The 12,892-nt window shown below is 36.4% G+C and carries 11 protein-coding genes; 4 read left to right on the top strand and 7 right to left on the bottom strand.

The window, feature by feature from the left end:
* Window positions 1-47: 47 nt before the first annotated feature.
* Complete coding sequence (locus EHR_RS08490) at window positions 48-1,226, bottom strand: carbohydrate binding domain-containing protein (protein ID WP_010737930.1); 1,179 nt, start codon at window positions 1,224-1,226, stop codon at window positions 48-50.
* Between the two features lie 315 nt (window positions 1,227-1,541).
* Here EHR_RS08490 and EHR_RS08485 point away from each other — a divergent pair, with 315 nt between their 5' ends.
* Both EHR_RS08485 and EHR_RS08480 read left to right on the top strand, forming a co-directional pair.
* Window positions 1,542-1,736, top strand: coding sequence for a helix-turn-helix domain-containing protein (locus EHR_RS08485; RefSeq protein ID WP_010737931.1), 195 nt, complete (start codon window positions 1,542-1,544; stop codon window positions 1,734-1,736).
* Between the two features lie 178 nt (window positions 1,737-1,914).
* On the top strand, window positions 1,915-3,009 hold the full coding sequence (locus tag EHR_RS08480; RefSeq protein ID WP_014834532.1) for a hypothetical protein: 1,095 nt from the start codon (window positions 1,915-1,917) through the stop codon (window positions 3,007-3,009).
* 80 nt (window positions 3,010-3,089) lie between these two features.
* Here EHR_RS08480 and asnS read toward each other — a convergent pair whose 3' ends face one another.
* The 6 genes from asnS to EHR_RS08450 form a co-directional block, all read right to left on the bottom strand.
* Entirely contained in the window at window positions 3,090-4,388 is a 1,299-nt protein-coding gene (gene asnS, locus EHR_RS08475; RefSeq protein ID WP_010718497.1) for an asparagine--tRNA ligase, read from the bottom strand.
* A gap of 36 nt (window positions 4,389-4,424) precedes the next feature.
* A complete protein-coding gene (locus tag EHR_RS08470; protein WP_010737933.1) occupies window positions 4,425-5,615 on the bottom strand; it encodes a pyridoxal phosphate-dependent aminotransferase in 1,191 nt (396 codons plus the stop codon).
* 19 nt (window positions 5,616-5,634) lie between these two features.
* On the bottom strand, window positions 5,635-6,156 hold the full coding sequence (locus EHR_RS08465) for a cell wall elongation regulator TseB-like domain-containing protein (RefSeq protein ID WP_010718499.1): 522 nt from the start codon (window positions 6,154-6,156) through the stop codon (window positions 5,635-5,637).
* Between the two features lie 77 nt (window positions 6,157-6,233).
* The gene (locus tag EHR_RS08460; RefSeq protein WP_025480520.1) at window positions 6,234-9,014 is read right to left on the bottom strand and encodes a helicase C-terminal domain-containing protein; all 2,781 of its coding nucleotides are present in this window, start codon (window positions 9,012-9,014) and stop codon (window positions 6,234-6,236) included.
* A gap of 283 nt (window positions 9,015-9,297) precedes the next feature.
* The gene (locus EHR_RS08455; RefSeq protein ID WP_005875554.1) at window positions 9,298-9,498 is read right to left on the bottom strand and encodes a cold-shock protein; all 201 of its coding nucleotides are present in this window, start codon (window positions 9,496-9,498) and stop codon (window positions 9,298-9,300) included.
* A 443-nt stretch (window positions 9,499-9,941) separates the two neighbouring features.
* On the bottom strand, window positions 9,942-11,048 hold the full coding sequence (locus EHR_RS08450; RefSeq protein ID WP_010737935.1) for a baeRF6 domain-containing protein: 1,107 nt from the start codon (window positions 11,046-11,048) through the stop codon (window positions 9,942-9,944).
* Between the two features lie 232 nt (window positions 11,049-11,280).
* Between EHR_RS08450 and EHR_RS14615 the strand changes: the two genes are divergently transcribed.
* On the top strand, window positions 11,281-11,403 hold the full coding sequence (locus EHR_RS14615; protein ID WP_010737936.1) for a hypothetical protein: 123 nt from the start codon (window positions 11,281-11,283) through the stop codon (window positions 11,401-11,403).
* A 123-nt stretch (window positions 11,404-11,526) separates the two neighbouring features.
* Entirely contained in the window at window positions 11,527-12,834 is a 1,308-nt protein-coding gene (locus tag EHR_RS08445; RefSeq protein WP_010737937.1) for a serine hydrolase, read from the top strand.
* The last annotated feature ends 58 nt before the right edge of the window (window positions 12,835-12,892 follow it).

The raw sequence follows: 12,892 nt of genomic DNA, 5'->3' as shown, positions 1-12,892 counted from the left end.
ATTGTTGTCGTATCTCTTCATCCTAAGCGATATCTATTTTACTGGGATTATTCCACTTCTATAGTCGCTAGTAGTTGTTGGAAACTATTCGTAGTACTTGTTCCTGGTCGATTACCTACTAATTTAACTGAAATGATATCGCCAGCAACCACGCCTTTACTGTAAGTCACCCGAACAGTCTCATTCATTTTTTTGACTGATGAATAGTAAGCTTTTCCTTTATAAGTTTCCGCGATATATGCATCATTTTTATAAAGTACGATTCGATTGTCTTGCTCAAATATTTCTCGATCAATATCCATCACTACTTTATTTCCAACTACTTGAATATCTTTCACGATCTGATCATATTCAGTCGCTGCTGATTCCAATTTTTTCTCTACTACATAGGTTTCTAACAATACTTTACCTGCAGAGCTTTGACCAGGTGATCCAGGCGCTAAATAAACTTCAATTTTTTCACCTTTGTTGCCTTCAAACCCACGACGTATCTTTACTAGTTCGTCTGTTATCTCTTTGTAAGAGTAGTAAGCTTTACCATTATACGTTTCAAAATAATAGTTACCATCCAAATAAACCATCAGGCGTTGTTTGCTATTAAATTGTTCTGGCGTTAAGTTTAAGTAGATATATGGTTGGTGACTTTCTACTCCAACAGATAACAAAGTATTTTGGGATGTGTCATCTTCAGATTGGATATCGATATTTTTAAAAGTTGCCCAACCATTTCCCGTAGAAGAAAAACGGATAATATATGTATTGTCTTTTTCTGGTGTCGTAAAAGTAAACGAATGTCTTTCCCATTGTTCATTATTATGTGCCGATTCTTGTAAAGAAACAAATTCTTCTCCGTGATTCAATGTACCAAACTCGACTTTACTCGGAAAATTTTTGCTTCCCGCAGCGTCATAAGAAAATGTGTAGGTCGTATTGGGTTGTAATTTCACATATTGATGGATATTTTCGCCCAACATTGCTTTCACATAAGAAACCCCATTTTCAGTTACCAGTGTTGGATTCTTCGATTCTGGGTTTGACACGATCCAATGATCTAAACCAGCGCTAAAATCCCCGTTACTGATAATCGAGTCCTCAACCACTTCTTTCAAGTTATCACTGATAGTAATAGCTTCCTTGCCTATGGTTGTTGCATGTACGCCTATAGAAGTTCCTAAAGACAGACAGGCAATACTTGCGACAAATACCTTCTTCATGTTATTTTTCATTCTATTTTCCCCCACTAATTGATTTCTGCTGTTACGATTAGGTAACGAGACTCATTCTATATTATCTCTGGAGATACTCTTTTATTTGCCTTGAATTTTCATGAACATTTTATTTTAAAGATCCTTTTTTACACAAAAAAAGAAATAAATCGCCAAATTCCCATTTTTCATCTCTCTATTTAGCAATCCTGCTAATGTTTACTAATTTTTTGGAATTGTCCATAATTTTTTTTTCCAAAAAAAGAAATTATCATTGCCGATAGCAGCTATTTCATTAGTACAATCCTTATAACGAGTAAGGAGGTTCCAACCAAGATGAAAGCGATATTATCCAAAAAACATTATATCCAATTAATTATTTTAGAAACATATTTAGCAAATGGACAAGTGACCGTTCAACAACTAGAAGAAACAACCCAAGCAACCAAGCAAACGATTCTTAAACAATTGAATGAGCTGGAAAATCGTGGCTTTTTTCAAGTGGAAAAGAAAAAGATCATTTATTGCTGAGAAAAAATAAACCAATCAGCTATAGTGAAGTATACAGTTATATTTATCAAGATTCTGTACAGCTTCAATTTATTTCTCTGGTTTTTTCTCGTCCGTTTATAACAACTTCGGAAATTTTAAAAAACTAAAAATCAGTAAATCTCAATTTCGCCGTATCAAAAAACAAGTAGCTGATTTTTTGAACTGCCATGATATTTGTCTGACTGACTCTCCTTTCTACTTTACAGGAGATTCATCTAAACTATATCAGTTTTTTTATGTCTTTTTTTCAGAAAAATATCACGCTAATACTCAATATATTCTTCCGAAAGAACAATTAATTCTTGATCAACTGTTGCAAGCATTTACCGAATTGCCCAACTTCTCTACTTCTCGAGAACAACAACGATTAAGTAGCTGGATCTGGGTGATTATTAAGCTTAGTGTCCATATCCAAAAATCAACGACTTATTATAAATCAGCGGATAAAAATGCAATATCCTCAGCAACTTTACCATTTGATGATTCACGAATCGTCATTGATTATGCACACTTCAAAGAAGTATTCAAGCTTTCATATACGGGTGTCGTCCAATCAAATCTCTTAACATTTCAGTCAATGATGAAAGAACCAAAGCTTTCACTAGAAATGCAAGGGAAAAAGCAATCCTTGATTCAGTTGACAACTGAACTCTACCAGCTATTTGGAGAAAATAAAGAAATCGAGCTCCATTATTCGATCGATCAATCACTAACTTTGTCTGGAAAAATCAAATATTTGTTAAATGATCAAAAAAAACGATTTGTGATTGAATTTTTTAAGCAAAATGGGCGCTTTTCTGCCCATACTGCTAACCGACTGTTACAAAAATTGATCACTTTCAGAAATGAAATAAATGATGATCCTTTATTTTATGAATGGCTCTATCTTACAATTATCTATGATAAACACTTAAAGGAACTTATTAGAAAAAATCAACAGAAGAAAAAAATTGGTCTTGCTTTTACCTACGACCAAGTACATAGTGAATTACTGATTACGCTTCTTAAAACGAAATTGAATGAGTACGCAGTTTTTGAAATCATTGATGTCCAAGATTCTGTAATGAACGATCAAAATGCAGATTCCATCGATTACTGGATTTCTAATCTTCCAATAGCTCCTCAGAAAAACTGGCTACTTTTAGACAATTATCCTTCGCTAAGAGAGATTCGTACCTTAGAATTGCTTCTTCAGCAATCAACGATCCAACCATTAATTAAAGCTTTAAAAGAGCCATTACAAACTGACTAAGTTATAAAAAACTGCAGAAAGTTAACCTCCTAAGAGGCCACTTTCTGCAGTTTTTTGTGGTTGAACCAGCTATTTCATTTTTATGGATAGATACGGTTTAACAAACGTGGGAATGGAATTGCTTCACGCACATGGTCGATACCTGCGATCCAAGTAACTGTTCGCTCTAAGCCCAATCCAAATCCAGAATGTGGCACTGAACCATATTTACGCAAATCAAGATACCAAGAATATTCATTTTCGTCTAAACCATGATTTTTGATCTGTTCTAATAAGAATTCATAATCCGTTGCCCGTTCACTACCACCAATGATCTCACCGTATCCTTCTGGTGCGATCATATCGGCACAGATCACTACATCTTCACGAGTTGGATGTGGTTTCATATAGAAAGGTTTGATTGCTTTTGGATAATTCAAGATAAATACGGGTTGTTCAAATGAATTGGCAATGAATGTCTCATGCGGAGAACCAAAATCATCGCCCCACTCAATATCATCAAACCCATTTTTCTTCAATAATTCAATCGCATCATCATAAGAGATACGTGGGAATGGTAACTTCGTATAAGTTTTCAATACTTCTTTGTCTCGTTCCAAGACATCTAATGCGTAATCACAGTGATCCAATACATTTTGTACTAAGAAAGCAACATATTGTTCTTGGACCTCTAGACTTTCTTCTTGATGTGTAAATGCCATCTCAGGTTCAATCATCCAAAATTCGATCAAATGACGACGTGTTTTTGATTTTTCTGCACGGAATGTTGGACCAAAGGAGAATACTTTACCAAAAGCCATCGCTGCAGCTTCCATATATAATTGACCACTTTGTGATAAGTACGCTTTTTGGTCAAAATAGTTCGTTTCAAATAAGTCAGTCGTTCCTTCTGGTGCAGAACCAGTTAAAATTGGAGGATCGATTTTGACAAAGTTATGGTTATTAAAGAACTCATATGTTGCACGAATAATTTCATTTCTGATTTGCATGATTGCATGTTGTCTGGAAGAACGTAACCATAAATGACGGTGATCCATCAAAAAATCAGTTCCATGTTCTTTAGGTGTGATGGGATAATCATGACTTTCACTGACAACTTCGATTGTCTTAATCCCGATTTCGTAGCCAAATTTTGAACGGCTATCTTCACGGATTTCTCCGGTCAAGATGATTGATGTTTCTTGGTGAAGATTTTTTGCTAATTGAAATACTTCTTCTGGAACTTCACTTTTCACAACTACTCCTTGAAAATAAGCCGTTCCATCTCTTAGTTGTAGAAAAGCAATTTTTCCGCTTGAACGTTTATTTGCTACCCAAGCGCCAATCTTTACTGTTTCTCCTACATGATTTTTCGAATCAATGATTTGAATTGTTTCCACTTATGACTCTCCTTCGCTCTACCTTAATTATTAGGATTATATTTGACTTTTACTCTCAATAAATTGCGCAATACGTCGGACTGCTTCTTCCAAAGTTCCAAGATCCGTTGCATAACTTAATCGCACATTTTCTGGCGCACCAAATCCTTCACCAGTTACTAAAGCAACACCCGTTTCCTCTAATAGATCTTCTACCCACTTCGTGACATTCTCATAACCGCACATAGCCAACGTTTCTTTTACATTCGGAAACAAATAAAAAGCACCTTGTGGTTTATTAAGTGTCACTCCAGGTAAGTTTGAAACAAGTGGATATAAGATATTTAGGCGTTCTTCAAATGCCACGCGCATTTCTTCCACTGGATCTTGCTCACCAGTCAACGCTTCAATCGCAGCATATTGACTGACTGCTGTTGAATTACTTGTTGATTGAGAAGCAATTGCAATCATCCCATCGATGATTTCTTGGTTCCCCAAAGCATAGCCGATTCTCCATCCCGTCATTGCATAAGTTTTTGAGACCCCATTGATGATGATCGTTTGCTTACGAATAGATTCAGAGATTGTTGCAATTGGAGTAAACTCATTGCCATTATAAACTAAACGTCCATAAATATCATCTGCAACTATCAAAATATCATGTTTGACAGCCCATTCTCCGATTGCTTGCAGCTCTTTTTGATCATAGATCATTCCTGTCGGATTCGAAGGAGAATTGATGATCAATGCTTTCGTTTTAGGGGTTCGTGATGCTTCTAGCTGGGAAACAGTTATTTTAAATCCATTGTTTTCCTCGCCTTTAACAAATACCGGTCGACCTTCTGCTAATTTTACTTGCTCTCCATAACTTACCCAATAAGGTACTGGGATGATCACTTCATCTTCAGGATCTAAAATCGTCTGAAAAAGGGCATATAACGCAAATTTTGCACCATCCGTTACAATCGTTTGAGAAGGTTCATAGGTGATCCCATAGTACTCCTTGATATAATCGACAATTGCTTGGCGTAGTTCAGGAATCCCTGCGCTCGGCGTATAGTAACTTGCTTTGCCGTTTCTAATTGCCTGAACCGCCACTTCTTGGATATTTTCGGGCGTTGCAAAGTCAGGTTCTCCGACCGTTAGACTTAAGATATCTTTTCCTTGTGCTTTTAAAGCTTTTGCTTTTGCTGCTGCAGCAAGCGTCACAGAAGGTTCTAATTGTTGTACTCTTTTTGACAGCTTCATCCTACTCATCCTTTACAAATTATATTCCAGTGATAGTTTTTATTTCTTTCCCTGACTCGAAAGAAAGCAAATAATAATTGAATTGATCCTTTGAATTTTTTCCAACAACTTCCCAGACAGCTTGATTATCGTACATTCCTAGTGAAGCTTTTTCGATTTGGACTTCTGGATGAGCTTGAGCAATTTTTTCTTTTGCTTCTTGTTCAGTTATCCCATCTTTTTGAGCTAATACTTTGACCTTTTCGCCCGATTTAGGAATAATGACCGCAATTTCTTGCCCTTTATCGTTTTTACCAGTCAAAGAAAAGTAAGTATGATTCCGAGTAAACCAATAAAAGTGATCTGCTTCTTCAAGTCCTGCGTATTTTTTAGCAATCTCAATTGCTTCTTGTTTGGCTTGCATCCTTGGGCGGCTCGCACGTAAATAAAAAATCGAACTAAATACGATGATCGCTAATAAAGCGATAATCAACCCTAGTAATACATGATTAATTGTTTTTTCTTTCGGAGATTCTTGCTTTTGTTTTGATTGTTTCTTCAAGGATCGTCGCTCCTTTTATATTCGCTAAGTTTTATTATAGCAGATTTTTCATGCGAAAATAGATTGTCTGAAGAAGTTTATTCTTCGTTTTTCTTTAAGAATTTTGGGATATCTTTGCAAATATCGTCCAATGTTTCTTCTTTGATCGTAATATTCTTCGGTAAGGCCTGCAAGATCCGATTACTGTATTTCGCAGACAGTAATCGACGATCCAGAATCAATAAAACGCCTCGATCTTCTTCACCACGAATCAATCTTCCTAAGGCTTGTCTCAATTTTAAAGCAGCTTTAGGGATCGATTCTTGATAGAATGGGTTGATTCCTTCTGATTCAAGATAGGTATTCCTTGCCTTCACCATCGGTCGTAACGGATTGTCAAAAGGTAAGCGGGTAACCACGACAATCTGTAAAGCATCCCCCGGTAAATCCACACCTTCCCAAAAACTATCAGCTCCAAATAAAACACTCATTTCAGACAGCATGAATCGTTTCAACAATTTCTGTCGGCTACCGCCGATCCCTTGGGCTAAGATTTCCCGTCCTTGCTCTAACATGGATAAATGAATCGCCTGATAAACTTTTTGTAAAATATCATGTGACGTAAACAAAACCAAGATTGGCCGCTTTTCTTGTAAGATCAATTGAGACAACGTATGAGACAAATAGTCCACGTATTGTTGCTGATCAACTTGACTAATTGACGGTGCTTCTTTGGGTACATAGATACGGACTTGTTTTTCGTAATCATAAGGAGATGCGATCACTTTCAATGGTGTACCTTCAATTCCTAAACGTTTCGCAAGATACTGACGATTCGGTCCCACTTTAAGCGTGCCGCCAATATATAAAATATGCGTGTAGCGCGGATACCAAACTGTTCTTTTCAGTGAGGCTGCCTTGAAATCGTGAAGATGAAAAATCGTTTGTTGCGCCGTTTTGTTGGGAACAAACCAATGGATCAAATTTTCATGCCAATCTTCCAGCCACTGTTCCATCAAAGTTGCTTGCTTTTCCATTTGATCGAATAATTGATAAAGAGTGGCTAAATCAATGCGCATTTGTTTCGTCCAGCTTTCTTGAATGATTGTCAAACTTAAGCGCATTTGGTCTTGTAGTTGTTTGATTTCACGATAAAACACATGGAGATGGTCAATTGCAAGGCTCGACTCAAATGGTAACTGCGAAAGCATTTCTTGAGTAACCATCATTTCTTCTGGATACTGACCGTTTGTTTGCTTTGCCGCAAATTGATTCAGTCCTTCTGCCAGAAAAATTTGCGCTTCGTTAAGTGCGTTTAACTCCTCTTGGTAAATCTCTAACCAACGTTGAACTTCGTGGTTTTCTGGTAAATACGCTTTGATCCGGTCAAACAAATGATCCGATTCGTTAAACTGTTGGATTTGTTTGAAAAAATACGCAATACTTAAGCGGCGATCATTGACTTTCTCTGCAATATCAGGCAAATGATGCGCCTCATCGATCAATAAATATGGACTCTCTGGTAACAATGGTCGCTTTCTTTGGGTTTCTTGGACTAAAAAGGCATGATTCACAATCAAAAAATTGCTTTGCTGGATCTTTCTCTCTAAAAAACGAACAAAATCTTGTGCATAAAACGGTTGATTTTTAGCTAAAAATGAAGTCCCCCGATGGGCAATCTCACTAAAAAGAAGATGATTCAAGTTGGTCAAATGCAATTCGTCTAAATCACCGGTTTTTGTTTGAGTCAACCAAACAAGGATTGCCATTTGGTAAAGTAAATACTGTTTTTGTTCTTTTGGCGCTTCAAGGGTCGCTTTAAACCTTTGTAAATCGATATAATGGCGATAACTTTTAATCACTGTTGCTTGAATCGGCTGATCCAACAATTGATTTAACAATGGGATATCTTTCTCCAAGATCTGCTGCTGGAGTACCAGTGAGACAGTACTGATGATCGCCGGCTTTTCAGGAGTGGCTAAATAGCTGAGTGGGAGTAGATACCCGATCGTTTTTCCCATTCCAGTAGCGGCTTCAATCATCAAATCTTTGGACTCATCTTTGGTAAAATGGTCGTATACTGCATTCATCAAGCGATTTTGTTCCTTACGATACATCAATGTTTTCCCAAATATCTTTTCTTTAGCTTGTTTCTTTCTAGGATAAACTTGCTCGTTGTAATGAATGCTGGTATAAAGATCTACTTCTTTTTTTTGCAAAGCTAACCCATCGATTATCTCTAATTCTTCGTTTAACGGCTGAGGTTGTTCTCTCATCTCTTCCATCACACTTTGAATAAATCGACTTGTATCCATTCCAGTTTGCCCACTTAATGCATAAATGGCTTCTAATGTGACTAATGGTAAGCGGCGCATCCGTTCTTCAATCAATAGAAGAAGTTGGGCAGTCACTTCGGCATCACTATCAGCTTGGTGTGGGTTTTCATGAATAAAGCCTAGACTCTCTGACAGATCAGCCAATCGAAAGCTTGGCTCACTTGGCAAGAAGATTTGAGCTAATTCAACAGTATCGATGCCAGGAATCTTTAATCCCGGTGTTTGGCACCTTAATAGCTCCTGATTAAGAAAGTTATAATCAAAATAAATATTATGAGCAACAAAAATCGTATCCGCCAACAGATTATAGATGGTTGCGGCCACATCTTCAAAATAAGGTGCTTGTTGGACACGACGATTGGTAATTCCTGTCAGATGTTGGATTTGTTTGGAAATCTTGCGTCCGGGATTAATATCAATCGAAAAACGAGAAGTGATTCGACCACCTTCAATCATGACACATCCAAATTGGATAATGCGATCTTCTTTTGGATTTGTCCCAGTCGTTTCAATATCGACAACTGCATAAGTTTTTGATTTCAAATTTACTTCCTCTTCTCTTGCCTTTAAATGTTCTCTTGCGATTATACTACAATCACCAGAAAATTTCTTAATCTCTCTTTCCATTTATGAAAAAAACCTTTATATTATTGGTTCACTTTCTAAATCATCTGATCACCTTAACTACCGGCTGATTACTCAACTACCTATTGATGCAGAATCAATTCCACTTATCTGAAGAACTTATTTAACTTTGTGATTGATCCAAAACAAAAAAGCTCGACAACTACAATGTAGTTATCGAGCTTTTATTCAAATCAATTAATTAAGCTTTAACAACGTTAGTTGCTTGAGGGCCACGTTGACCTTCTTCAACGTCAAAGTTTACTGTTTGACCTTCTTCAAGAGTTTTGAATCCGTCGCCTTGGATAGCTGAGAAATGAACGAATACATCGTTACCGTTTTCTGCTGTAATGAATCCAAAACCTTTTTCTGAGTTAAACCATTTTACTGTACCTGTTTCCATAATAAAAATCCTCCTTGTGTTTCAACACATATTTTGCAATTACTTGAATGGTGTATATCTGGAAGATGTTTATTTGAAACATGCCACAGATTACCGAACAAAAACTACACTCTTAATATATCATATCGGTTACAAAATAGCCACTATTTTCCCTTCTTTTTTTCCTTTTCATCTGGTGTTTTCTGACAAAAACGAGAAAAAGAGTGATATCTCTGTATTCCGTCCTAACAATTATGGAATCGTTTCCTTATAATTCAGACTTTCTCTAACGATTTTTTTTGATAAGATTCCCCATAAGAACGATAGTTGATAGTAAAATAACACCAGTTGAATCGACTTCTTCTACTTTTTATTTTTTAACTATAAACAAGACTGAGGAAAAAATTTCCCCAGTCGTGCTCTTTCATTTCTTTATTCAAAATGCAAAATCTCATGGCACTCTATTAGTAACGAAGGATTGCTACTAAACTTTTCTCATCTGGTGCCTCTTTTTGTTCAAGAATGACTACTTGTCCTCCGTTCATGATGACATTATCTGCCAATTCATTTAAAACTTGACGGCGGTCATACTCTGTTTCTGGATCTTCTCCAAATCCATCCACTAAGTTAGACGTAGCAATAAACAAGTGAGAAATTTTCCCTTCTTTAGCAGCTGGAACGATATCTACTAGTTGATCGATAAATTTCTTATCTAACAAACGATTATACCCTTCTGCTTCTTTCGCAGCTAATTCCTCAGAAAGTTTTTTAGCTCCTGCTTCGATTTCTTTTAACGATAATTGTGCAGGTGAGGCAGAGATCGCCACATCAGAACAATAGTACGGATTTTTAGCGATTTTTTTGAACATCGTTTGGTTTTCCGGTAACGCAAAGAGATAAATTGGGCGTTTTTCAGGATTGTCAAAGGTATCCTTAAGATAATCATCAACTGCTTGATAATAATTGACCCAGTCGATCTCTACTTCCTCATCTTTTGGATTGACACCATGAAACGTAGCTCCCTCACTACCATTTGAAGTATAGTTTAATCCGCCACCTGTTAACTCCGAACCTAAAGCTGTTACTACATCTTTCGGTGCATCTTCCGGTAATTTTACTTCAGTTACCTGCTTATTGTTTACTTCGTACAACTTCATTGAATCACGATTCAATCCTAGTAGATAATAAGCGTAGTTAAAGTGACTATTTTTGATAATCGCTAGAAGATATGGCAGATCACTCACATAATATTGGTCATCTACAGGAATACCTAAGCGATGGATATACGTATGTTCTGGAGATAAGATGACAGCAACGCTTGTTGTAGCGCTTCGCCAAAATGAAGCATCTTCTAACAAACTAGTGATTTTTTCTTGGAACAAGGACCAGTCATGTTCAGCATATTTTTTTTCAAACCGTTTTTTTGCTTCTTTCGCAAAATTTTTGAACTTGATTTGATCTTTTTCTACATCTTGATGTGCGACATGGGTGTTCAACATAATCGTGACGAATGGGCCTGTAGCACCTTCTGAAGTCAGCTGTGACAATAATTCTTTCGCCATTTTTGTCATAATCGTATCCCTCCTAAAAAAAGTCATTCCTTTACTATAAGTAAAGTCTACCACAACAAATTTTTTCGAGATAATAAAACGAATTTTAATAAAACGACTTATTTCTATTTTTGTTTTATTTAATTAATTTCATAATTATTTCATACTTTACTCAATCATTCCTTTCATTTCTTAAAAAGAAATTCAATTCTTTTTGCTACACTAATAGAAAATAAATGAATGAGGTGATCACATGCACATATTCATGATCTTCAGTTTATTAACCCTAACTGCTGTTACTATTTTTGTTGCTTCTCGATTGAATGAACCAGAAGCGCAACCGGTAAAAATTCGTAGCAAAGATCAAGAGAAGTAACCACTTTTCTCCTTTTTCTATAAATATCTTTTATTATGTTTTTATCAGAAATATTGAAACTACTCTATCTCTTTGATAAAATTTTAATTTATAGGAAAACTATTAGAAAACAAGGAGAAAAAAATGCCTCAAAAAAAATTACGATTGTTCATGTTATTAACAAGTTTGATCTTGTGCCTCGCTGCGATTTTACCAATCACAGCAGTTCACGCTGACGAATCATTCAAAGTCAATGCAAAAGCCGCTTTTGCTGTTGATGCAGAGAGTGGTAAGATCCTTTATGATCAAGATGGAGAAAAACCAATGGGAATTGCTTCAATCACCAAAATAATTGGTCTTTATATCGTTCTTGATCAAGTAAAAGAAGGAAAACTGACTTGGGATGAAAAAGTGCCAATTTCAGATTATGCTGAAAAATTGAGCGTTGTTCCTGACTTGTCAAACGTACCTTTACACAAAGAGAACAGCTATACGGTCAAAGAACTTTTTGATTCAGCCTTTATTCAATCTGCTAACGCCTCAATGGTAGCTTTAGCAGAAAAAATAGCTGGCAGTGAAACAAAGTTTCTTGAATTGATGAAAAAACAATTAAAAGATTGGGGTATTAACGACGCAACGATTGTGAACGCCTCTGGATTAAATAATTCCTATCTCGGTGAGAATCGTCCTGAAGGTACCTCGGAAACAGAAGAAAACCAAATGTCAGCCAAAGATGTTGCGATCGTTGCCAGACACTTGATCTTAGATTTCCCTGAGGTATTAAAAGTGACAAATACTACTAATGAAACGTTCGGCGAAGGGACTCAGTCTCCTGTCGAAATGGTGAATTGGAATTGGATGCTTTCTGGGTTTGTTAACTACAAAGAAGGCGTAGATGGCTTAAAAACTGGTACAACTGAATTTGCTGGTGCTTGTTTTGTTGGAACGATCAATAAAGATGGTAGACGAGTCATTACGGTTGTTTTAAATGCCGATGACCATGCTACAAATCCAAGTGCCCGCTTCAACGAAACCGGACGTTTAATGGATTACTGCTATGATAATTGGTCAATTAAAGAACTTGGAAAGTCCAATGCAAGTATTCCAGATTTAAAAAACTTAGCAGTGAAAGATGGCAAAGAAACTTCAGTAGCTGTTGCCTTAAAAAATCCTGTAAAAGTTTGGGTAAGAAATGGTATGGATACTGGTAAATTAAAAATTACTCCTACCCTTGATAAAAAAGTCGTAACGAATGATCAAGTAGCAGCCCCCGTCAATAAAGGTATGAAGGTAGGGACAGCAACGATTACCTTAGCCGATGATTCACTGGGCTATTTGGAAGACAATAAAGAACCAACCACAGATATTATTACTGCTAAATCAGTTGAAAAAGCAAATATCTTTGTGATTGGTTGGCGACATGTTACTGATTTTTTTAGTAATTTGTTCTAATCCAGCTAAAATACCAACAAGTAGAACGTAGAATTTTAAGTACACCTCTTAAGTCAGA

This window comes from Enterococcus hirae ATCC 9790, from assembly GCF_000271405.2.
In the GTDB taxonomy this organism is placed as follows: domain Bacteria; phylum Bacillota; class Bacilli; order Lactobacillales; family Enterococcaceae; genus Enterococcus_B; species Enterococcus_B hirae.
This window is presented reverse-complemented; position numbering and strand designations above follow the sequence as displayed.